Source organism: Actinomycetota bacterium (genome assembly GCA_030019255.1).
In the GTDB taxonomy this organism is placed as follows: Bacteria; Actinomycetota; Geothermincolia; order Geothermincolales; family RBG-13-55-18; genus Solincola_A.
Genome location: JASEFK010000002.1, coordinates 255477 through 277673, shown reverse-complemented (window position 1 = coordinate 277673; position 22197 = coordinate 255477). Strand labels below are relative to the sequence as shown.

Below are 22197 nucleotides of genomic sequence, written 5' to 3'. Positions count from 1 at the left end.
GTGCATAAAGTCCACGGGATGGAAATGGACCCTTTAGGGAGGTGGAGATTGAACGAGGCACCCCTGGGCATGTTCGATTCGGGCGTGGGAGGACTGACCGTGATGCGGGCGGTGATGCGCCGCCTGCCGCGGGAATCCATCATCTATTTCGGGGACAACGCCAGGGGGCCCTATGGGCCGCGCGAGATCCCGGAGATAAGGCGCTTCGCGCTGGAGATAGCCGCCTTCCTCGAGTCCCTGGGGGTCAAGATCATCGTGGTAGCCTGCAACTCGGCCACCTCCGCCGCCCTCCTGGACATCCAGAGGAGCTGCGCCGTGCCAGTGCTGGGGGTGGTGGAGCCCGGGGCGCGAGGGGCGGTCCAGGCCACCCGCAACCGTCGCATCGGGGTCATCGGCACCCGGGCCACCATCCGCAGCCGGGCCTATCAGAGGGCCATCCATGCCCTGGACGCCGGGGCCCACGTCCACTCCCGGGCCTGCCCCACCCTGGTGGACTTCGTGGAACGGGGAGAGGTGAGCGGACTTCGGGTGGAGGAGGAGGTCCGGCGTTACCTGGCCCCCCTGAAAAGGCGGGGAGTGGACACCTTGGTCCTGGGGTGCACCCATTATCCCCTCCTGCGGGAGGTCATCGGCCGGGTGATGGGCGAGGGAGTGAGGCTGATAAGCTCCGACGAGGAGGTGGCCCGGGAGGTGGAGGAGAACCTGGTGCGCCGGGGATACCTCAAGACCTCGGACGAGCCTCCCTCTTACCGCTTCATGTGCTCGGGGGACCCGGAGCAAGCCGTCTCCCTGGGGAGGATCTTCCTGGGGCCCGAGGTGGAGGCGGTGGAGAAGGTGGAGCTCCCGCTGGGGGGATGGAGGACGTGATCCTGACCGTTTTAGGCGCCTCCGGAACCTATCCTCGTCCCGGCGGGGCCTGCAACGGCTTCCTCATCCGGGAGGAGGGATATTCCCTGGTCATCGAGCTGGGCAACGGCTGCCTCTCCAACCTCCTCCGGGAGGTGAAGCTCACGGCCATCGACGCCGTCCTGATCACCCACATGCACATAGATCACTTCGGCGATCTCTATCCGCTCTATTACGCCCTGCGCTTCCATCCCCTGAAGCCCTGGGGACTGCGCCTCATCCTGCCCGAAGGCGGGCTGGAGCACATGGGGCGCATCCTGAGCCCGGAGGCGCGGGAATACCTGCCCCGGGTCTTCCGGGAGGAAACCCTTCAGGATGGAAAAGATTACCAGGTAGGCAGCATGCTGGTGCGGGCCTTTCCCACCCGCCATCCGGTGGAGGGGTACGCGGTGCGGGTGGAGGGAGAGGGATGGACGTTGGCCTACTCATCGGACACTTCCCTTACCCCGGCCCTGGAGGAGGCCGCCCGGGGGGCGGACCTCTTCATCTGCGAGGCCACCCTTCCCGACTCCTACCGCGAGGAAGCTTCCCATGGCCACCTTACCTCGAGGCAGGCGGGAGAGGCGGCGCGGAGGGCGGGGGTCAGGCGTCTTCTCCTCACCCACATATGGCCCACCTTCGATACGGAGGAGGTGCTCGCGGAGGCCGCCGAGGCCTTCGGGGGGGATGCGGAAGTGGCTCGGGAGGGGATGCGCATCCGTCTGGGGGGTGGAAAGGATGGTTAGAAGGGACGGGAGGCGTCCCGACCAGCTGCGACCCACGCGGATCATCCGCGGTTACATGGCCCACGCGGAAGGGTCCGCCCTGGTGGAGATGGGGAACACCCGGGTGGTGTGCACGGCCACCCTGGAGTTCAAGGTCCCCCAGTTCCTTAGGGGCTCGGGGAGGGGCTGGATAACCGCCGAGTACGGCATGCTCCCCCGTTCCACCCGCGAGAGGATGAACCGGGAGTCGGTGGTGGGACGGCAGGGCGGGCGGACCCTGGAGATCCAGCGCCTCATCGGCCGTTCCCTCCGGGCGGTGACGGACATGGAAGCCCTGGATGAGTACACCATCTGGGTAGACTGCGACGTCATCCAGGCTGACGGGGGCACGCGCACCGCGGCCATCAACGGCGCCTACGTGGCCCTCCACGAGGCCTTCCGTCGCCTGGTGGACGAGGGGAGGTTGAAGGAGGTCCCCCTGACCGACGCGGTGGCCGCGGTGAGCGTGGGGATAGTGGATGGCGTACCCCTCCTGGACCTGGACTTCGACGAGGACGCCTCCGCCGAGGTGGACATGAACGTGGTCATGACTGGTAAAGGGGACCTGGTGGAGGTGCAGGGCACGGCGGAGAAGAGGCCCTTCTCGCGGCGGGAACTGGAGGAGCTCCTGGAGCTGGCCCACGTGGGCATCGGGAAGATCCTCGGCCTGCAGCGCGCCGTGCTCCTCTCCGAGCAGAAGGAAGCTTCCCTGGAGGATGCGGGGTGAAGGAGATTCGCCTGGCCGTGGCCACCCGCAACCAAGGCAAGATAAGGGAGATAGGGGAAGCCCTGCGGGGATTGCCTCTCCACCTGATTACCTGGGAGGAATTTCCAGGTTGGCGGGTGCCGGAGGAGAAGGGGAAGACCTTCGAGGAGAATGCCCTGGAGAAGGCGGAAAGCCTGGCGGGTTTCTCCGGGTTGCCTTCCCTGGCCGACGATTCGGGCCTGGAGGTGGAGGCCCTGGGCGGGGCGCCCGGTGTCGCCAGCGCCCACTACGCGGGGAGACACGGCGACGACGCTGCCAACATCGCCCGCCTGCTGCGGGAGCTGGAGGGTATTCCGGAGGAGGAGAGGCAAGCCCGTTTCGTGTGCGTCCTGGCCCTCGTGGGTCCCCGGGGGGAGAGGTTCCTGGTAAGGGAGGAGTGCGAGGGACGGATAACCGGGGAGCCGCGGGGGGAGGGCGGTTTCGGCTACGACCCGGTCTTCGTTCCCCGGGGATATTCCCGCACCATGGCCGAGCTGTCCCTGGAGGAGAAGAACTCCTTGAGCCACCGCGGAAAGGCCCTTCGACGCCTGCGGGAGCTCCTGGAAAGGGGAGAACCCTCCTGGCTCTTTTTCACTTCCGCTTGATCTTTACCAGCCTTCGCGCCCGGAGGAGCGGGTGAGGGAATCCGTTCCCTGCTCCGGGCAAAAAAATGGAGCGGGAGACGGGCCTCGAACCCGCGACCTAGAGCTTGGAAGGCTCTCGCTCTTCCACCTGAGCTACTCCCGCCCGCATGCGGCCGGAGGATTCCGGCGCAACTAATTTTATCATAACCCTTCGGCGGGGAAGGGAGAGGTTCTCCGGGTGGCAGGGGAGGATGCAAGGAGGGTCGCGTTCGAGGTTTAGGGTTCAGCAGCGATCCCCTGGCCACGGAAGGCGGGGCCCTCATGCTCGCGAAGGGTCTCAGGTGGAGCGAGCCGGGAGCCTCAGGGTTGGACAAGGCTCCACGGTGGGGGATGGGAGAGTTTCCGGTCTCGAAGCAAGGCATGAAGGGGCGGTGCGTTCGGAGTCCCAGGATCGCTAATGGCCCTGCGGGACGGCGTGAGGAGTCCTGCATGGATCGGGGAAGGTGCGGGGGAGGACCTAGAATCGCGGGAAAGGATCGAACCGGAAAGGGGAGCCGACCCTCGTCGTCCCCGCAAGAGGAGTATGCTCGCCCGGCGGCAGGGTCATTCGGGGCCAGGCGCACGGTTCCTTGGGGAGAGGACAGGGACCGCGTGGGAACGCGAAAGGCGAGACCAGACCTTAAAGGCGCCGGGGGTTACTGCTATAATCAACCCGTCGGGGTGTGGCGCAGCTTGGTCAGCGCGCATGCTTTGGGAGCATGAGGTCGGCGGTTCAAATCCGCCCACCCCGACCAGATTTTAACGGGCTTCATGCTCTCTGGACTGGAGCGCGGCGTGGGAGGGTAGCGGAGGAAGGGGGGATAAGGGATGTTGGTGGAGAGGGGCTGGTTCATTCCCACCCTGCAGTTCGGTCCCCACGACGTCTTCCTGGTTGAGGATTGGGAGGACACCCCGGTGGGACCCTATCGTGCGATCTTCCATTTCACCCCGGACGATTTCCGCACCCTCTACGTGAGCGGAGAGGAGAGCGGGGACCTCGTCTCCGGTATCCACCGCTTCGACCGCCGGGTGGTGACCCCCATCGTCTCCCGCCGTGTGGATGGACGCTGGGTGATCGAGGCGGACACGGGCGAGCGAGGGGAGCTGAGGATGGAGGTGGAGTACGGGGAGACCATGCCCCTCCGGGTGGTGAACTCCATCGCGCCGCGCATCCCGGATGGGGTGGCCCGCAACCCGCTCTACTGCCGCCTCCTGCCGCGCCTTTCCGCTCCCCTGCTGGGAACCGATCCCGGGCAGAGGATCGCCGGGGTCACCGAGCTGGGGAGGCGCAGCCGTTTCCGGCTCCACCGCATCTACAAGGTCACCGGGGCCCGGTGCGCCTGGGATGGCCGGGACCTGGGACCGCTGCGCGATTGCCTCTACCGTCATGACATGGGAGACTTCCGGCCCACCTCCAGGGCCGTGGTTAGCTACCTTGAGTTGTACGTGGACTAGGACGAAGGCGGGAGGACAGCCCGGGCGACGCCCCCAGGCCGGAGACGGGAGCCCTTGAGATGACCGCACCTTACCGCGAGGACATCGAGAACATATTCCATTACGTGGGCCTGGTTCTCATCGCCCTGGGCCTGTGCATGGCCGTTCCCCTGGTGGTTTCCCTGGTGGCCGGCGAGTGGGCGAGCGTGCTGGACCTCTTCATTACCCTCTGTATCACCGTGGGGTGGGGAACCTCCTCTTCTTCCTCCTTCGCCCCCGGGGCCGCATCACCTGGAACCAGGGGCTGGTCATCGTAGCCCTCTCCTGGCTGGCAGCCATGCTTTTTTTCCGCCCTGCCCCTGTATTTCAGCGGCCATTACGCTTCCTACCTGGACGCCTGTTTCGAGTCCATGTCCGGGCTGGCCACCACCGGCCTGACCCTGGTCCACGACCTGGACCACATGGCCTACGGGATGAACCTCTGGCGCCACCTGATCATGTTCCTGGGCGGCCAGGGGATCGTGGTGCTGGTGGTCTCCTACTTCATGGCCGGCTCCAGCGCCGCCGCCCAGCTCTACACGGGGGAGGGACGGGAGAACATCCTGCCCAACGTGGTGGAGAGCTCGCGTTTCATCTGGAAGGTAAGCCTGGCCTACCTGGCGGCGGGAATCCTCTCCCTGGGGTTGTGTCTCCTCCTCCAGGGGATGGCCCCGGTGCGCTCCTTCTTTCATGCCGCCTGCCTCTTCATGGCCGGCTTCGACACCGGCGGGTTCACTCCCTAGGCGCAGTCCGTCCTCTACTATCACAGCCTCCCGGTGGAGCTCATAACCATGATCTTCATGGTCCTGGGGATGCTCAACTTCTCCGTGCAGTACGAGGTATGGAGCGGAAAGTTCGGGGAGCTCCGGCGCAACATCGAGACCCGGACCCTCACCCTCACCCTCCTGGTCACCCTGGGGCTGGTGCTGGCGGGACTCACCCTGGCCGGTACCTTCTCCGGCTTCGCCTCCGACCTGCGGCGGGGAGTCTACCAGCTGGTCTCCGCTCACAGCGGGACCGGGTTCATGACCGTGTACGGTCCCCAGATGGGAGCCAGGTGGGGGGACCTGGCCTCATCGTGGCCATGGGCCTGGGAGGCTGTTCCTGTTCCACCTCCGGCGCGGTGAAAGCCATCCGGGTAGGAATCATGGGGAAGGACATCAAGCGCCGTGTCCGCAAGACCCTCTCCCCCTCATCGGCGGTGGTGCTGGAGCGCTTTCACCACATCCGCGATTACACCCTCAACGAGGAGCTGGCCTCCACGGCCTTCCTGGTTACCCTCCTTTACCTGGGCCTGTATTTCCTGGGCACGGTGGTGGGGCTCTTCTACGGGTACGGGCTTACCGCCTCCGCCTTCGAGTCGGTCTCCGCGGCGGGAAACGTGGGACTGACCACCGGGCTCACCTCCTGGACCATGCCCGCCCTGCTCAAGGTGACCTACATCTTCGAGATGTGGGCGGGGAGGCTGGAGGTGCTGGCGGTCCTGGCCATGTTCGTTTTCCTGCTCCGCTTGGGGAGGAGGAGATGAGATGAAGAGGGCGCTGCGCTTGCTTGTGCCCCTGGCGCTCTGCACCTTCTGGGTGCTTTTTCTCCACCCTTCGGCGGCCCTGGGGGGCGTGCCGGAGGAAGTGAACAGCGGGACCCTCCTCCAGGAATGGGAGAGGTACGACGGGCAGGAGGTCGTCTTCCGGGGGGAGGTGGTGGGTGACGTCATGGTGAGGGGGGAGCACGCCTGGGTGACGGTAAACGACGACCATTACAGCCTCAACGCCCTGCACGAGGCGGGAGAACTGCGGGGGGCAACAGCGGCATCGGGGTATGGTTGCCGGCGGAGGAGGCGGAGAAGATCGGTCGCCTGGGAAGGCACGGCAGCATGGGGGATACGGTGGAGGTACGCGGCGTCTTCCACGCCGACTGCGCCGAGCACGGCGGCGACTTTGACATCCACGCCTCGTCCTTGACCGTGCTACAGCCCGGAAGGGAGGTGGATATCTCCCCCGACGCGGAAAGGTACTACGCCGCGGCCCTCTCCCTTCTTTTCCTCCTTTTAACCCTGCTTCCCCTGGCCCGCAGGAGGACGGAGGAGAGGCGCAGCGCGCGCGCCCTCCTTGTGGAGCAGGAGGAGAAATGACGGCCCCCGCGTCTCCCTTTGCCGCTGGTGACCGGACCCGCGGGGTTCCGGGCTGGCGGGATGGGGAGGGAGCATGCGGCTTACCTCCGCGGACAGGACCATAAAAGGGATGACTTTACCGCCTTCCCTGGTCCGAACAGGATTTGGTGAAAAAAATGGGGTGAGGGACGGGACTCGAACCCGCGACCTCTGGGGCCACAACCCAGTGCTCTGCCGATTGAGCTACCCCCACCGCCGATTTCTGGCACGCCTGGGAGGACTCGAACCTCCAACCCACGGATTAGAAGTCCGTTGCTCTATCCATTGAGCTACAGGCGCGTGTTTTCAAGGAGCAAGGTTATTATAGCAACGGCGCACGTTCCGCGCATCGCCCCCGGCCCCCCGGAAAGGCGGATTTATTGCCTTGTCACCTTGCCTGTAGTAGCATGATTTACGCCCCCGAAGACGGGCGAGAGTGGCGGAATCGGTAGACGCGCTGGACTTAGGATCCAGTGGTTCAGACCGTGGGGGTTCGAGTCCCCCCTCTCGCACCAACCATTTAACGTCCCCCACCGGGGAGTGGAATTTTTCCACCCAGAAGCGGGGAGTAAGAGGACGTCGCCCGACGAGGTTCGTGTCCGGAGGAGAACGAGGAAGGAGCGTTGGGGAAGTGACCGTAAAAGCCGAGATGGAGGAAGTGGAGAAAAACAAGGTACGCATACGGGTGGAGGTTCCCGCCGAGGAGGTGAGCAGGGCCATCGATCGCGCCTTCCGTGATATCGCCCGCGAGGTCTTCGTTCCCGGTTTCCGCCGGGGGAAGGTCCCGCGACGCGTGCTCCAGGCCAGGCTGGGCATGGAGCCGGTGTACGAGGAAGTCAAGCAGTCCAACCTACCTGATTATTACCGGGAGGCCCTGGAACAGCTGGACCTCGAGCCCATCGCCGAGCCGGAAATCGACCTGGAGGAGATCGAGATAGAGGAGGGTAAGCCCCTCTCCTTCGAGGCGGTGGTGGAGGTGCGGCCCCGCGTGGAGCTCACCGACTACAAGGGAGTGGTGGTGGAACGCCCCGACGAGGAAGTGACCGAGGAAGAGGTACAGCGGGCCCTGGACAATATGCGGGAAAAGTTCGCCCAGCTGGAGGTGGCCTCGGGCAAGGCGCTGGACGACGGGGATTACGCCCTCATCGACTTCGAGGGCACGGTAAACGGGAAGCCCTTCGAGGGGGGTTCCGCCAAGGACTTCATGCTGGAGATCGGGACGGAGAACATCTGGCCGGAATTCAACCAGGAGCTGCGTGGCAAGCGCAAGGGAGACATCCTGGACATCAAGGTGAAGATGCCGGAGCAGTTCCCGCAACCGGAGATGGCGGGGAAGGTGGCCAGCTTCAAGGTCCTGGTCAAGGAGGTCAAGGTAAAGAAGCTCCCCGAGGCCGACGATGACTTCGCACGGGAGGCCAGCAGGTTCGATACCCTCGAGGAGCTCAGGGAGGACATCCGCAAGCGGCTGCAGGAGATGAAGTCCGAGAGAGCCCGGGAGTCCGTGCGGTTGCAGGCCCTGCGCAAGCTGGCCGACGGCCTGGAGGTGGAGATACCCCGCCGCATGGTGGAGGACTACGTTCAGCGCCGCCGCCGGGACCTTGAGGCGCGCCTGGCCACCCGGGGTATCTCCCTGGAGAGCTATCTCAAGGCGGTGAACTACACCGAGAAGCGCATGGAGGAGGAGTTCGGGGAGGAAGCGGAACGCCTCATTCGCAACGAGCTGGTGCTGGATGCCGTGGCCCGGGCCGAGGGGCTCCAAGTCAGCGACGAGGAGCTGGAGCGGGAGATCGAGAGGCGCGCGGAGATGCTGGGACTGGAGCCGGAGACCCTCCGCTCGGCCATCGAAGAGAGGGAGGGCCTGGAGGACTTAAGGATCGACCTGTTGCGGGAGAAGGCCCTTCAGTTCTTGGGCGAACATGCCGTCTTCGCGGACCAGGGGGAGACGTCGCAGCTGGAGGCGGAAGTCTCCGGGAACGAGGGGAATGCCGGGGAAGCGACCTTGGAGGCGGGAGGCGGGTCCCCGGAGGAGGAAACTTCCCCGGAGGAATAGCTATCCCGCTGTTGGCTCCCGAGAGGCCCCGCGGATGGGTGTAGATAACGGTGGTTCCCGGGGCCGAGCCGACTGCATCGCGCTGGAAATCCTCCGCATGGGTCAAGGGGCGGGGCGTTGGTCCCGGGGGAGGATGGGACCGGAAAGCGTCGGGTATAATAATCCTGGAGTATGGAAAGCTCCTCCCCGGTGTCGAGGGGAGGAGACGCGGTGGGTGGGAAGGTTGGGATACCCGGGGTTTCCCACCCCCGACGTGGAGAGAACTAACCTGGAAAGGAGAGGTCGAGTAGACATGGCCACCAGCCTGATACCCATAGTCATCGAGCAGACCAGCCGGGGAGAGAGGTCCTTCGACATATACTCCCGGCTACTCAAGGACCGTATCATCTTCCTGGGCACGGAGATCGACGACCACGTGGCCAACGTGGTCATGGCCCAGCTTCTGCACCTGGAATCCGAGGACCCGGAGAAGGACATCCACCTGTACATCAACAGCCCGGGAGGGATAGTGACCTCCACCCTGGCCATCTACGACACCATGCAGTACGTGAAGGCCGACGTTTCCACCATCTGTATCGGACAGGCGGCCTCCGGGGCGGCCCTCCTGCTGGCGGCGGGGGCCAAGGGGAAGCGGTTCGCGCTTCCGCACTCGCGGGTGCTCCTGCACCAGCCGGCGGGCGGCGCCAGCGGCCAGGCGGTGGACATCGACATCCACGCCCGGGAGATACTCCGGCTGCGGGATCTGCTGGACAACATCCTGGCCAAGCACACCGGTCAGCCGCTGGAGAAGATACGGGCGGACACGGACCGGGACTTCATCATGACCGCCTATGAGGCCCGGGATTACGGGATCATCGATGCGGTCATCGAGCGCAAGGAAGAGGAGGATTCCAGGACCAAGTGAGCCCGCAGGACCGCGGCCGCAGCGGGACGGGCAAGGGTGGAGCCTGGCGGGCGGGGGGCGTTTCCGGATGTCCCCGGGACGTAGGCATGATGAAGCGAGCTCGCTCGCGGCCCGAGCGCCGGCGTGGTCCGGCCCGGTTGCTTCCGGCGGGGAGCATGTCCTACATAAGGAGGAAGATAAGGGCGGAGGAAGGGCGTGGTCATGGTGTAGGGACGGCTCCGGGACGGAGAACGGGATTTCCCCGGTGCCGCTTGCGGAGGCTGATGTCGGAGGGGGTTAAGGAAAGCGGTCCGGAAGGCGATATAGAAGGCGATGTATGGACGGGACCGACGTCCTTCAGGATAAACATCAGGAGGAAGTGGTTACATGGCCAAGTTCGGTGAGGGCGGCGATCTCCTGAAGTGCTCCTTCTGCGGCAAGAGCCAGCGGCAGGTGAAGAAACTCATCGCCGGCCCCGGCGTGTACATCTGCGACGAGTGCATCGACCTGTGCAACGAGATCATCGAGGAGGAGCTGGCGGAGACCCCCGAGTTGCGCCTGGAGGAGCTCCCCAAGCCGGCGGAGATCTACGCCTTCCTCAACGACTACGTCATCGGGCAGGAAAAGGCCAAGAAGATCCTCTCCGTCGCCGTCTACAACCACTACAAGCGCATCCAGGTGGGGGCCTACTCCGGGGACGACGTGGAGCTACAGAAGAGCAACATCATCCTCATCGGGCCCACCGGTTGCGGGAAGACCCTCCTGGCCCAGACCCTGGCCCGGGTGCTCAACGTCCCCTTCTGCATCGCGGACGCCACTACCCTCACTGAGGCCGGATACGTGGGGGAGGACGTGGAGAACATCCTCCTCAAGCTCATCCAGGCTGCGGACTATGACGTCAAGCGGGCCGAGACGGGCATCATCTACATCGACGAGATAGACAAGATCGCCCGCAAGTCGGAGAACCCCTCCATCACCCGGGACGTCTCCGGGGAGGGGGTGCAGCAGGCCCTGCTCAAGATACTGGAGGGCACGGTGGCCAGCGTGCCGCCCCAGGGAGGGCGCAAGCATCCCCACCAGGAGTTCATCCAGATCGACACCACCAACATCCTCTTCATCTGCGGTGGGGCCTTCGCCGGGCTGGAGAAGATCGTGGAGAACCGCATAGGCAAGAAGGGCATCGGGTTCGGGGCTGACCTGCGCAAGCGGGAGGAGAAGGACATCGGGGAAATCCTGGAGCAGGTTATGCCCGAGGACCTCCTCAAGTTCGGCCTCATCCCCGAGTTCGTGGGACGCCTGCCGGTCATCGCCGCCTTCCACGGGCTCTCCGAGGACGACCTCATCCGCATCCTCACCGAGCCCAAGAACGCCCTGGTCAAGCAGTACAAGAAGTTCTTCGAGTTCGACGGGGTGGAGCTGCGCTTCACCGAGGGGGCCCTGCGCGCCGTGGCCCGCAAGGCCATGCAGCGCAACACCGGGGCCCGGGGCCTGCGGGCCATCCTGGAGGAGTGCCTCCTGGACGTCATGTACGAGCTTCCCTCGCGCAATGACATCATCCGCTGCGTGGTGACCAAGGACACCATCGAGAGGGGAACCGAGCCCACCCTGGTTACCTCGGCTGGCGATTACAAGGACGAGGAGAGCGCCTGAGTTTTCCACCCACTCCCGCCCTGTCTCGCCTATTGCCCCGCCGCGGATCGCGATCTCCTGTGATCACCATTTCCAAAAGCACGGAAAGAAGCGACGACTGGTTAGCTTTTTCAGGATTAACGGTGGTGGAGATCGGGGACGTCTTCCTGCGGTACCTTCCCGGGAAACGGGGCGCGCAGCAGGGGGCTGGAACGCAACTCCTCCAGGGCGTCCAGGATGCCCTTCACCGTTTCCCATTCCAGGCATGAAGTGCCCGGATCAGGACTTGGCGCGGTGTTTACCGATGAAGCGGGCGGCGCGCAGCAGGGGGCTGGAACGCAACTCCTCCACGACGTCCTGGATGTCCTCCACCGATTCTCGAATCCGGTTTACGGTCTCCAGAATGGAGCTCGCGCGCCGCTCCAGGCCCTGCAGTTTCTCGGACAGCTGGGAGGCCATCTCGGAGAAAGAGGCGGCCCAGGCCCGGTAGTCGTCGTAGGCGGCGCTCAGGGTGCGATAGACGAGGAAGGCGGAACGGACCAGGAGGGCGAGGTCCAGGAACCCCGTCCCCAGGGCCACCAGGAACACCACCAGCGCGGCCTTGCCCATGGAAGCACCTTCCCTTTCATATCGGTTAGTGGTCAAAGAATAGCCCACTGCCTCGCCCGCCTCGAGCCTGCCAGCCGACGCTTCTCCCTTTTCCTTCGGGTGGTCCATCAAAGAAATATGCCGATATACCAAGTGCCTCTGTTACGTCCACCGACCTTTCTCCCTTTTCCTGCGGGTGGGCTATCAAAAGGATATCCCGCTGACCTCGTCGCCACAAGCCTTGGAAATAAGGAAGAAACGGTTGCCGGTCCACCCTTCTTTCCACGACGAGGCCTCTCCCTCGTCTTTCGCTCTTACTTCCTGAAGGGAATACATTTGTGCCACTCCCTCCTCCGGTTGCCCTTATCTCCCGCCGGCCCTGATGCCCCGCGCCCGTATCCCCCCGTGCCTCGATATGGCCCGTGGTGCACTTGTGATCCCTATATCCCCAAGTTCCGCATGCCCTCCTGTCACGCGAGCCTTGATGCCCCGCGCCCGCCCCGCCCGCGCCGCAATATGTCCGATGGCCCACGCATATTCCTCATAACTCGGCGTGCCCCCACCGCGCATTTTAAACGGCGTGGAACCTGACGACACATGGTCCCTTGCATATATAATGTCTCATATCGCCGGAAACCGCGGCGGGGGTCGGAGCTCGAGCGGGTGAGCTTCCTGCCCGGGGCGAGGAGGCCGGCCCGCTGTAACGGGAAGGACGGGGACTGGAGGTGAACTGAGGGTTGTCCGAACGCAGGACTGGTGAAGTGGAGGTGGACATCCCCAAGGCCTACGAGCCAGCCGAGGTGGAGTCCAGGTGGTATGCTTTCTGGGAGGAGCGTCGCTACTTCCACGCCGAGCCCAACCCGGAGAAGGAACCCTTCACCATCGTCATTCCGCCTCCCAACGTCACCGGCTCCCTGCACCTGGGACACGCCCTGAACAATTCCCTGCAGGACTTCATCATCCGGCGCAAGCGGATGCAGGGCTACGAGACCCTGTGGCTCCCGGGCACGGACCACGCGGGCATCGCCACCCACGCCGTGGTGGAGCGCCTCCTGGCCGAGGAGGGGACCACCCGTTGGGAGATCGGGCGGGAGGCCTTCCTGGAGCGGGTCTGGCAGTGGGTGGAGAAGTACGGGGGGACCATCATCCAGCAGCTCAAGCGCCTGGGGTGCTCCTGTGACTGGGAGAGGACGCGCTTCACCATGGACGAGGGATGCTCCCGTGCCGTGCGCGAGGTCTTCGTACGGCTCTACGAGGAGGGCCTCATCTACCAGGGATACTACATCGTCAACTGGTGTCCCCGCTGCCTCACCGCCATCTCGGACATCGAGGTAGAACACGAGGAGGTGGAGGGGAAGCTCTGGTACATCCGCTACGACCTCAAGGACTCCGACGAGTACTTCTACGTGGCCACCACCCGTCCCGAGACCATGCTGGGAGACACCGGGGTGGCGGTGAACCCCCGCGACCACCGTTACCGGCACCTGGTGGGGAGGACGGCCATCCTGCCCCTTTTAGGGCGGGAACTTCCCATCATCGCCGACGATTACGTGGACCCCGAGTTCGGCACCGGCATCGTCAAGGTCACGCCGGCCCACGACCCCAACGACTTCGAGATGGGAAAGCGCCACGGTCTTCCGGAGATAAACATCTTCACCCCCGAGGCCCGGGTGAACGAGAATGGGGGGCCTTACGCGGGGCTGGACCGCTACGAGGCCCGCAACGCCGTGGTGCGGGACCTGGAGAGCATGCACTACGTGCAGAAGGTGGAGCCCCACCTGCACGCCGTGGGACACTGTTACCGCTGCCACACGGTTATCGAGCCCTACCTTTCCAAGCAGTGGTTCGTGAGCATGAAGACCCTGGCCGAGCCGGCTATCAAGGCGGTGGAGGAAGGGAGGACGCGCTTCATCCCCGCCCGCTGGGAGAAGATCTACTTCGACTGGATGTACAACATCCGGGACTGGTGCATCTCACGCCAGCTGTGGTGGGGGCACCGTATCCCGGCGTGGTACTGCCGGGAGTGCGGGCAGGTCATCGTGGCCCGCGAGGATCCGGACTGTTGCCCGTGCGGGGGCGAGCTGGAGCAGGACCCGGACGTCCTGGATACCTGGTTCTCCTCCGGGCTGTGGCCCTTTTCCACCCTGGGGTGGCCGGAGGACAACCCGGACCTGCGTTACTTCTATCCCACCTCGGTGCTGGTCACCGCCTTCGACATCATCTTCTTCTGGGTGGCGCGCATGATGATGACCGGGCTCCACTTCATGGGGGAAGTCCCCTTCCGGGAGGTATTCGTCACCGCCCTCATCCGGGACGAGTCGGGGAAGAAGATGAGCAAGTCCTCGGGGAACGTCATCGACCCCCTGGAGATCATCGAGCGCTACGGGGCGGACGCCCTGCGCTTCACCCTGGGGCACATCGCCGTCCCCGGCAGGGACGTCTTCCTCTCCGAGGAACGCATCGCCGGTAGCCGCCACTTCTGCAACAAGATATGGAACGCCTCCCGGTTCGTGCTCCTGAACCTGGGGGACTTCCACCCCGGGGAGGTAAGGGAGGAGGACCTCGAGCTGACCCTGGCCGACCGCTGGATACTCTCCCGCCTGGCCGGGCTCATCGGCACGCTGGACGAATATTTCGACCACTACAACTTCAGCGAGGCCTGCCGGGCGCTTTACGAGTTCTTCTGGAGCGACTTCTGCGACTGGTACGTGGAGCTCTCCAAGCTCAGGCTCTACGGGGAGGACGAGGGAGGTAAGCGCACCGCCCGCTACGTGCTGTGGACGGTCCTGGAGCAGGCCCTGCGCCTGCTGCACCCCTTCATGCCCTTCATCACCGAGGAGATCTGGCAGCGGTTGCCCCACGAGGGGGAGTCCATCGTGGTGGCTCCCTGGCCGACCCCCAGGAAGGAGCACCTGGACCCCGGGGCGGAGGAGGAGATGTCCGTTTTGCAGGAGGTTATCACCTGCCTGCGCCGCCTGCGCTCCGAGATGGGGGTGCGCCCCAACGCCCGGGTGGAGGCCCTGCTGGTCCCCATCCTGGAGGGCAGGAAGGAACTCCTCCTCGAGCACGAGGAATACGTGACCTCCCAGGCGCGCCTCTCGTCCATGCGGGTGGTGGAAGCCGTGGAGGATCCTACTTCCTACGCACGGGGGCTGGCCGCCGGGGTGGAGGTCTTCATCCCCCTGCGGGGAGAGGCCTTCCGGGAGGAGGCGGAGCGTCTCCGGCGCGAGATCGCCCGCCTGGGGGAGGAAGCGCGGCGCCACCAGGCCAAGCTGTCCAACGACCAGTTCCTGGCCAAGGCCCCTCCCGAGGTGGTGCAGAAGGAACGTCGCAAGCTGGCCGACGTGCGCCTCAAGCTGGAAAAGCTCCGCGAACAACTCAAGTTGATAGAATAAAGAGAATAAAGGGGTCAGGTCTTGAATTTTGATACCCCCCCGGGTATATGTGGTCCAGTTGCTTTGACTGTCCGTTGCGATCCTTTGGCGGTTGACTTTAAAGGTTCGAGAGGGATGTGGCTCAACAATTGCCACGTCATCTGTTATAAAAAGCAATTACTTTATATTTCTATAAAGGTCGAAGAGAAAAATTCGTTATTCGATTGGATACCCCCTGGGGTATCAAAATTCAAGACCTGACCCCATGGATTTTCGGGAGGCGGAGGCTTATCTGGACCGGCGGGCGAGGTTCGGCATCAAGCCGGGCCTGGAACGCATAAGGCTTCTCCTCTCCAGGCTGGGCGACCCGCAGCTGGTATTTCCTTCCATACACATCACCGGCACCAACGGGAAGACCTCCACGGCACGCATGGCGGCGTCCATCCTGCAAGTGGGGGGGAGGAAGGTGGGGCGATACACCTCCCCGCACTTGCAGAGCGTGACCGAGCGTATCTGCGTGGACGGGCGCCCGATAACGGAGCGCGAGTTCGCCTCCCTCCTGGAGAGGATCATCCCCGCCGTGGAGGAGACCGACGCCGAGACCGGTGATCCCCTGACCTACTTCGAAGTCACCACGGCCATGGCCTTTCTGCACTTCGCCCGCCGCAAGGTGGACGTGGGGGTCATCGAGGTGGGGCTTGGCGGGAGGTGGGACGCCACCAACCTATTGAGATCCTCCGTCCAGGTGATCACCAGCGTAGCCTACGACCACGTGGCGGAACTGGGGGACACCCTGGAAAAGATAGCCTTCGAAAAAGCGGGAATCATCAAGGAAAAAAGTACGGTGATCTCCGCGGTGGCCCACCCGGGGGCCCTGGAGGTGGTCGCCACCACCTGCGCGGAGAGGGGGAGCGACCTCAAGCTGTATGGAAAGGACTTCCAGCTGATCTATCAGTTAACCTACGGGGTGGAGACGGAGAGGATAGGCCAGGTGGTGGGGATACGGGGCCTGATGCGGGAGTACGCCGACCTCTTCCTTCCTCTGCTGGGCGAACACCAGGGCGTCAACGCCGCCTGCGCCGTGGCAGCCTGCGAGGCCTTCGCCGGCTCTCCGGCGGAACTCTCCGCGGACGAGGTGGCGGCGGGACTCCGCCGGGTGACCTCTCCGGGCAGGCTGGAAGTGGTCTCCCTCCACCCCCTGGTCCTCCTGGACGGGGCCCACAACCCGGACGGGGCGTCCCGGCTGGCCCAGGTCATCCGCAACGATCTGGATTATGACAAGCTGGTGCTGGTCCTGGGCATCCTGGAGGACAAGGACATGCGGCAGATGCTGAAGGTACTCCTCCCCCTGGCGGACACGGTGGTGTTCACCCAGAGCCTCGAGGAGAGGGCCGCCCCAGCGAGGAAACTGGCGCGCATGGCCCGGGAGATGGGTTACGACGGCGTGGTGGTGGAGGACATCGGCGAGGCCGTGAAGTTCGCTCGCACCCTGGCCTCGGTCACGGACATGGTGTGTGTCACCGGATCCCTGTACACGGTGGGGGAGGCCCGCGCCGCCCTGGGGCTTCGCCCGGAATAGCCCTGCCCCGACCCGGCATGGCCCGAGCCCGCAATGGTGTAATATATCTCCCGGAAATCTCCAGGCGTGATATACCATGTCCCAAGGCGAGGCCGGCGGAAGGGGAAAAGAGGCCTGGATGGACATGGAGGTTTAAGCGGCTTAAACGGGAGGAGAAGGGAGGAGCTGGTTTTTCTGCAGGACTTCATGCCTACCGGGGGAGAGCATTGTCTGGAGCTTCATGGAAGGAGAACGGAGGAATCAAGAACATGGCCGTGGAGAGGACCCTGGTATTGGTGAAACCGGACGGCGTGGAGAGGGGCCTGGTGGGGGAGGTCATCTCCCGCTTCGAGAGGCTGGGCATGCGCATCGTGGCCCTGCGCATGCTCCGGGTGGACGAGGACCTGGCCTCCAAGCATTATGCGGAGCACGTGGGCAAGCCCTTCTACCCGGAGCTGGTGGCCTTCATCACCTCCGGGGAGGTGGTGGCCATGGTCCTGGAGGGCGAGGAGGCCATAGGGCTGGTGCGCAAGGTCATGGGCCCCACCAATCCCGTTGATGCTCCTCCGGGCACCATCCGGGGGGATTACGGGGTGGAGATCACCCGCAACATCGTGCACGGCTCGGACGGCCCGGAGAGTGCCGCCCGCGAAATAAGCCTCTTCTTCCCGGAGCTTACCTGACGGCCAGGGGAAGGAGAACGCCTCGGCATGCGGGAAAAAGCGTCGCCTACGTAACGGTCACCATGCCGTTATCTGCCGGTAACCGCCCGGGGGGAAGGCCGGACCCGGAGAGCCCCTGACGGCCGCCCCGGGGATGTTACCGCTGCGTGCGGGGGCGTGTGAATCGGGAGGGACATGGGGAACCAATCTGCCGGTTCGAGCCAGGGAAGATCCCGCCGCGCCCGAGGGAGGGGGAACCGCCCGGCGCGGACCCCCGTCATTAAGCTTGGCGACCAGCACTCCCGCTCCGCCGCGGGGGCGGGGGAAGGAGAACCAGGCCCTTGTGATAAAATTATTAGGATGATGAGCGCGACGCGAAGCGGCCTTCGGGCCGTTAAAAATATGCCGGAAAGGTGAGTGCCATGTTTTCCTCGTGGGAAATGCTGGGAAGGGACATGGCCATCGATCTGGGGACGGCCAACACCCTGGTCTACGTGCGGGGTAAGGGCATCGTCCTCAACGAGCCTTCGGTGGTGGCCATCAATACCTCCAACGGAGCCATACTGGCGGTGGGAGCCGAGGCCAAGCGCATGATCGGGCGCACCCCAGGCCACATCGTGGCCGTCAGGCCCCTCAAGGACGGGGTGATCGCCGATTTCGACGTCACGGAGAAGATGTTGCGCTACTTCATCCAGAAGGTCCACAAGAGGCGCCTCTTCGCGAGGCCCCGCGTGGTGGTCTGTGTGCCCTCGGGGACCACGGGGGTGGAGCAGCGGGCGGTGGAGGAGGCCTGCATCCAGGCGGGAGCCCGCGCGGCCTACATCATCGAGGAACCCATGGCCGCGGCCATAGGGGCGGGCTTGCCCATCCACGAGCCCACCGGGAACATGGTGGTGGACATCGGCGGGGGGACCACCGAGGTGGCGGTGATCTCCCTAGGGGGCATCGTGACCAGCGAGTCCATCCGCGTCGGCGGCGACGAGATGGACGAGGCGGTGGTCAACTACATCAAGAAGGAATACAACCTCATGATCGGGGAGAGGACCGCCGAGGAGCTCAAGATCCAGATCGGCTCCGCCTTCCCCATAGACGACGAGATAAACGCGGAGATAAGGGGACGGGACCTGGTCACCGGCCTGCCCAAGACCATCGTGGTGCTGGCCGAGGAGATAAGGGAGGCCATCGAGGAGCCCGTCTCCGCCATCGTGGACGCGGTCAAGACTACCCTGGACAAGACCCCGCCCGAACTGGCCTCGGACATCATGGACCGGGGCATCGTGCTCACCGGTGGAGGGGCGCTGCTCACCGGCCTGGACGAGAGGATACGCCACGAGACGGCCATGCCCGTGGTGGTCACCGCCTCCCCCCTCTCTGACGTGGCCATAGGTTCGGGGAAATGCCTCGAGGAGTTCGAGATTATGAAAAAGGTGCTCATCTCCTCGTCCCGGCATTGAACCGGGGATGAGAGATCATGCTGGAAAGACGCAACCGCAGACAGCGATTTCTCATCGTCATTCTCATACTGGTGTGCATACTTCTGGTCACCGTCTACTCCCGCGAGAGCGAGAACGGCCTGCTGCACCGCCTGCAGCGTTTTTCCATGGACGTCATCTCCCCCCTGCAGAAGGGGATGAGCAAGGTGCTGAGCCCAGTGCGCGACGGCATCGGCTTCCTGGTGGACCTGGGGCGGGCCCGGGGAGAGAGGGACCGCCTTAAGGACGAGGTAAGGCTTCTGGAGCAGAGGGTCCACGAGCTGGAAGGGATGCGGCGCGAGAACGAGGCCCTGAGGGAGATGATCGCGGTCAAGGAAGCTTACCCGGAACTGGAGTTCCTGGTGGTGGAGGTTATCGGGGCCAGCCCCGACGCCTGGGAGCAGACCATCATCATCGGGGCGGGATACGATGACGGTCTGCAGGAGTACATGGCCGTGCTCAGCGAGGACGGGAGCCTGGTGGGCAGGATAATCACCTGCACGGCGAAGTCCTCGATAGTGCAGCTGATCACCGATGAGAAAAGCGCCGTGGGAGCCAGGCTGCAGCGCAACTCGGAGATGGGCATCCTGCGCGGGGAGGGCGGTGGAAGGGTGCACCTCGAGCTCCTCAACCTGGAGGCTGACGTGCGCACGGGCGACGTGGTGGTCACCTCGGGCATGGGGGGCACCTGCCCGGCGGGCATACCCATCGGCACGGTGACCGAGATAGGGGAGAAGCAGGCGGACCTATCGGTAGGAATCATTATCCAGCCGCGGGCCAACATGACCCGCCTGGACAGGGTCATGGTGGTGATCTCCCCGAAGCCTACCACCGCACCGGGAGTCGCCGAAGGGGGGAGCGGGATATGATAACCGCCCACCGCCGGCTGCTCTTTGCCATCATCATCCTGGTGGCTCTCCTCCTCCAGGTGGCGGTAGCGGGGGAGATAAGCGTGGGGAGTGTAAAGCCGGACCTCCTCCTCACGGCCACCATCTGCTGGGCCCTCTTCGAGGACCCCACCCGGGGAGCCCTCTTCGGGTTCTGGGGCGGCCTGCTTGAGGACGTCTTCACCACCGCCGTCCTGGGGGTGGGGGCCTTCGCCAAGACCCTCATCGGCTATTTCTCCGGTGAGCTCCGGCAGCGCGTGGTCTCCAAGTCCGTGGTCTGGCCCATGCTCATCGTCTTCGCGGGCACCCTCCTCCACGAGCTCATCAAGTTCGCCGCCTGGACCATGGTGGGCCTGGAGCAGAGACCCCCTCTGAACCCCGGGGTGGTCTTCGGGCTGGCGCTGTACAACTCCGTGCTCACCCTGGCCGTCTATCCCCTGCTGGGAAGGTTTGCCGGTCGCGAGGAAAGGGAGATGATGTTCCAGTGAGGTGGGGTCGCCATGCCCGTTAACCCGCAGCAGAAAGGAGCCATGGTCCACCGCTATACCCTTTTCGTCATGTTCATCGGGGTCATGGTGGCCGTACTGGTGGTCAGGCTTTGGTTCCTGCAGGTAGTGCAGGGGGACCGCTACCGGAGCATGGCCGAGGGCAACCGGGTGCGGGAGGTCCCCCTGGAGGCCTCCCGGGGCAAGATACTGGACCGCAACTACCAGATGCTGGTGGGAAACCGCTGGGCTCTCTCCATCTTCGTCCTCCCCACGGAGTTCGAGAAGCTGGAGGACAAGGAAGGTGAGGCCGCCCGCCTGGGAGCCATGCTGGGCATGAGCGGCGAGGAGATCATGAAAAAACTCCAGGGCGAGGGCGTGCAGCCGCACAAGCCGGTGCTCATCAAGAAGGACGTGGACCCCGAGGTCTATTTCTTCATCCAGGAGAGGCAGGCGGACTTCCCCTGGGTGTTCCCCGAGAAGATGCCGGTCCGCGAATACCCTGATGGGGACGAGAGCTTGGCGGCCCACGTTCTGGGGTACCTGGGAGAAATTTCAGAGGAACAACTTAAAGTGCTGAAGGACAAGGGTTACAAGGCGGGGGATATCGTGGGGACCTCGGGGGTGGAGGCCTACTACGAGGATATCCTGCGGGGGGTGGATGGCAAGCTGATCATGGAGGTGGACGCCCGGGGCAGGCCTCTCCAGGAACTGGGGAGGGAGGAGCGAAACCCGGGGAAAACCCTGGTCCTCACCCTGGACAAGGAACTCCAGCGGGCGGTGGAGGAGAGCCTCCGGCAGGGCATGGCCCAGGCACGCACCTACTTCGACCGCGAGCGGGGCAAGAACTACGTGGCCCCGGCGGGAGCGGCGGTAGTCCTGGACCCCCGTACGGGCGAGATACTGGCCATGGCCAGCGAGCCCACCTTCAACCTGGAGGATTTCGTGGGCGGGATTGACGAGGAGGAATGGCAAAGGCTCAACGACCCCCGCAACAACTATCCCCTGAACAACCGGGCCATCGTGGGACAGTACCCACCCGGGTCAACTTTCAAGGTGGTCACCGCCATGGCCGCCCTCCAGGAGGGGATGGTGAGCGCTTATTCCCCCTTCTTCTGCGGGCACGTCTTCAACCGGGGGGAGTTCGCCCAGTTTCCCAAGACCTGCTGGGGTACCCACGGCTCCATCAACTTCATGAGCGCCATCATCCAGTCCTGCGACGTGGTCTTCTATGACCTGGGATACGCTTTCTACGAAAACCGCAACCGGGAAGGTTGGGTCACCCGCCTGCAGGATTACGCCGTCCTGGCCGGGCTGGGCAAGCCCACGGGCGTGGACCTCCCCAACGAGTTCGAGGGACGGGTCCCCACCCCGCAGTGGAAGTGGGAGTTCAATCAGGGGAACCCGGACTACCAGCGCTGGTATCCCGGGGATACGGTGAACATGGCCGTGGGGCAGGGAGACATTCTGGTCACCCCCCTGCAGCTGGCCAACCTGTACGCGGCCATAGCCAACCGGGGCCCATACTTCCGGCCCCACGTGGGGAAGGAGATCCTCACCTACCTCGGGGAGACGGTGGAGACCATCCAGCCCCAGCAGATCGGGGATATCACCGATCCCGACAACGATCTCGGCATCCACGTGGACAAGGACAAGTTGGACGTGGTGCGCAACGCCCTCACCGGGGTGGTAGCCCGGGGAGGAACGGCTGCCGGGGCCTTTGCCGGCTTTCCCATCAAGGCCATCCCCGTGGCCGGGAAGACGGGAACCGCCGAGGTCCAGGGCAAGCAGCCCTGCGCCTGGTTCGCCTGCTACGCTCCGGCCAACGATCCTCGCTACGTGGTGGTGGTGATGGTGGAGGAGGGCGGCCATGGAGGCCTGGTGGCCGCTCCCATCGCCCGGCACATCCTGGAGTATATCTTCGGCATCCCGCGGGGACAGCCGGAGGTCACGGTGACCGAGTGAGGAGG

Annotated in this window: 22 protein-coding genes and 5 tRNA genes; 23 read left to right on the top strand and 4 right to left on the bottom strand. The window is 64.5% G+C overall.

Annotated elements, in window-relative coordinates; genetic code table 11:
* Positions 1 to 48: 48 nt before the first annotated feature.
* The 4 genes from murI to QME84_02905 are packed head-to-tail and all read left to right on the top strand — an operon-like array spanning position 49 to position 2999.
* Positions 49 to 867, top strand: coding sequence for a glutamate racemase (gene murI / locus QME84_02920; GenBank protein MDI6873225.1), 819 nt, complete (start codon positions 49 to 51; stop codon positions 865 to 867).
* Entirely contained in the window at positions 855 to 1631 is a 777-nt protein-coding gene (locus QME84_02915) for an MBL fold metallo-hydrolase (protein MDI6873224.1), read from the top strand. Before murI ends, QME84_02915 begins: the two co-directional genes overlap by 13 nt.
* Positions 1624 to 2376 (top strand): ribonuclease PH, encoded by a 753-nt coding sequence (gene rph, locus QME84_02910; GenBank protein MDI6873223.1) that lies wholly within the window; start codon positions 1624 to 1626, stop codon positions 2374 to 2376. The genes QME84_02915 and rph overlap by 8 nt, the downstream gene beginning before the upstream one ends.
* Before the next feature lie 5 nt (positions 2377 to 2381).
* On the top strand, positions 2382 to 2999 hold the full coding sequence (locus QME84_02905) for an XTP/dITP diphosphatase (protein MDI6873222.1): 618 nt from the start codon (positions 2382 to 2384) through the stop codon (positions 2997 to 2999).
* A gap of 66 nt (positions 3000 to 3065) precedes the next feature.
* Here the strand turns inward: QME84_02905 and QME84_02900 are convergent.
* Positions 3066 to 3141 (bottom strand) — tRNA-Gly (locus QME84_02900).
* Positions 3142 to 3694: 553 nt separating this feature from the next.
* On the opposite strand from QME84_02900, the gene QME84_02895 reads away from it, so the two are divergent.
* From QME84_02895 to QME84_02860, 8 genes are all read left to right on the top strand, one after another.
* A tRNA-Pro gene (locus QME84_02895) sits at positions 3695 to 3772 on the top strand.
* Positions 3773 to 3845: 73 nt separating this feature from the next.
* Positions 3846 to 4472, top strand: coding sequence for a hypothetical protein (locus tag QME84_02890; protein MDI6873221.1), 627 nt, complete (start codon positions 3846 to 3848; stop codon positions 4470 to 4472).
* Positions 4473 to 4531: 59 nt separating this feature from the next.
* A complete protein-coding gene (locus QME84_02885) occupies positions 4532 to 4768 on the top strand; it encodes a hypothetical protein (GenBank protein ID MDI6873220.1) in 237 nt (78 codons plus the stop codon).
* Between the two features lie 42 nt (positions 4769 to 4810).
* Complete coding sequence (locus QME84_02880) at positions 4811 to 5233, top strand: potassium transporter TrkG (GenBank protein ID MDI6873219.1); 423 nt, start codon at positions 4811 to 4813, stop codon at positions 5231 to 5233.
* Positions 5234 to 5281: 48 nt separating this feature from the next.
* A complete protein-coding gene (locus QME84_02875) occupies positions 5282 to 5617 on the top strand; it encodes a hypothetical protein (protein ID MDI6873218.1) in 336 nt (111 codons plus the stop codon).
* Positions 5548 to 6018 (top strand): potassium transporter TrkG, encoded by a 471-nt coding sequence (locus QME84_02870; GenBank protein MDI6873217.1) that lies wholly within the window; start codon positions 5548 to 5550, stop codon positions 6016 to 6018. The genes QME84_02875 and QME84_02870 overlap by 70 nt, the downstream gene beginning before the upstream one ends.
* A gap of 1 nt (position 6019) precedes the next feature.
* Positions 6020 to 6451 carry a hypothetical protein gene (locus QME84_02865; protein MDI6873216.1) on the top strand — a complete coding sequence of 144 codons (432 nt, stop codon included), beginning with the start codon at positions 6020 to 6022 and terminating at the stop codon, positions 6449 to 6451.
* Positions 6364 to 6621 (top strand): hypothetical protein, encoded by a 258-nt coding sequence (locus QME84_02860; protein MDI6873215.1) that lies wholly within the window; start codon positions 6364 to 6366, stop codon positions 6619 to 6621. The genes QME84_02865 and QME84_02860 overlap by 88 nt, the downstream gene beginning before the upstream one ends.
* Positions 6622 to 6777: 156 nt before the next feature.
* Here the strand turns inward: QME84_02860 and QME84_02855 are convergent.
* Together QME84_02855 and QME84_02850 are read right to left on the bottom strand one after the other, a co-directional pair.
* Positions 6778 to 6853: transfer RNA gene (locus tag QME84_02855), tRNA-His, on the bottom strand.
* Between the two features lie 10 nt (positions 6854 to 6863).
* Positions 6864 to 6939 (bottom strand) — tRNA-Arg (locus QME84_02850).
* Positions 6940 to 7069: 130 nt separating this feature from the next.
* On the opposite strand from QME84_02850, the gene QME84_02845 reads away from it, so the two are divergent.
* From QME84_02845 to clpX, 4 genes are all read left to right on the top strand, one after another.
* Positions 7070 to 7154: transfer RNA gene (locus QME84_02845), tRNA-Leu, on the top strand.
* 116 nt (positions 7155 to 7270) lie between these two features.
* Positions 7271 to 8689, top strand: a complete 1419-nt coding sequence (gene tig / locus QME84_02840; protein MDI6873214.1) for a trigger factor — start codon at positions 7271 to 7273, stop codon at positions 8687 to 8689.
* Positions 8690 to 8981: 292 nt separating this feature from the next.
* Positions 8982 to 9593, top strand: a complete 612-nt coding sequence (clpP, locus tag QME84_02835) for an ATP-dependent Clp endopeptidase proteolytic subunit ClpP (protein MDI6873213.1) — start codon at positions 8982 to 8984, stop codon at positions 9591 to 9593.
* Between the two features lie 366 nt (positions 9594 to 9959).
* Positions 9960 to 11222, top strand: a complete 1263-nt coding sequence (clpX, locus tag QME84_02830; GenBank protein MDI6873212.1) for an ATP-dependent Clp protease ATP-binding subunit ClpX — start codon at positions 9960 to 9962, stop codon at positions 11220 to 11222.
* Positions 11223 to 11480: 258 nt separating this feature from the next.
* On the opposite strand, the gene QME84_02825 is transcribed toward clpX, so the two are convergent.
* Entirely contained in the window at positions 11481 to 11810 is a 330-nt protein-coding gene (locus QME84_02825) for a hypothetical protein (GenBank protein ID MDI6873211.1), read from the bottom strand.
* Positions 11811 to 12526: 716 nt separating this feature from the next.
* On the opposite strand from QME84_02825, the gene QME84_02820 reads away from it, so the two are divergent.
* The 7 genes from QME84_02820 to mrdA all read left to right on the top strand — a co-directional run bounded on the left by QME84_02820 (position 12527) and on the right by mrdA (position 22192).
* Positions 12527 to 15184 (top strand): valine--tRNA ligase, encoded by a 2658-nt coding sequence (locus QME84_02820; GenBank protein ID MDI6873210.1) that lies wholly within the window; start codon positions 12527 to 12529, stop codon positions 15182 to 15184.
* A 244-nt stretch (positions 15185 to 15428) separates the two neighbouring features.
* Entirely contained in the window at positions 15429 to 16742 is a 1314-nt protein-coding gene (locus tag QME84_02815) for a folylpolyglutamate synthase/dihydrofolate synthase family protein (protein ID MDI6873209.1), read from the top strand.
* 248 nt (positions 16743 to 16990) lie between these two features.
* Positions 16991 to 17404 carry a nucleoside-diphosphate kinase gene (gene ndk / locus QME84_02810; protein ID MDI6873208.1) on the top strand — a complete coding sequence of 138 codons (414 nt, stop codon included), beginning with the start codon at positions 16991 to 16993 and terminating at the stop codon, positions 17402 to 17404.
* A 401-nt stretch (positions 17405 to 17805) separates the two neighbouring features.
* Positions 17806 to 18837 (top strand): rod shape-determining protein, encoded by a 1032-nt coding sequence (locus tag QME84_02805; GenBank protein ID MDI6873207.1) that lies wholly within the window; start codon positions 17806 to 17808, stop codon positions 18835 to 18837.
* A gap of 17 nt (positions 18838 to 18854) precedes the next feature.
* Positions 18855 to 19724 (top strand): rod shape-determining protein MreC, encoded by an 870-nt coding sequence (gene mreC, locus QME84_02800; protein ID MDI6873206.1) that lies wholly within the window; start codon positions 18855 to 18857, stop codon positions 19722 to 19724.
* Positions 19721 to 20230, top strand: coding sequence for a rod shape-determining protein MreD (gene mreD, locus QME84_02795; GenBank protein ID MDI6873205.1), 510 nt, complete (start codon positions 19721 to 19723; stop codon positions 20228 to 20230). The genes mreC and mreD overlap by 4 nt, the downstream gene beginning before the upstream one ends.
* Before the next feature lie 12 nt (positions 20231 to 20242).
* Entirely contained in the window at positions 20243 to 22192 is a 1950-nt protein-coding gene (mrdA, locus tag QME84_02790) for a penicillin-binding protein 2 (GenBank protein ID MDI6873204.1), read from the top strand.
* The last annotated feature ends 5 nt before the right edge of the window (positions 22193 to 22197 follow it).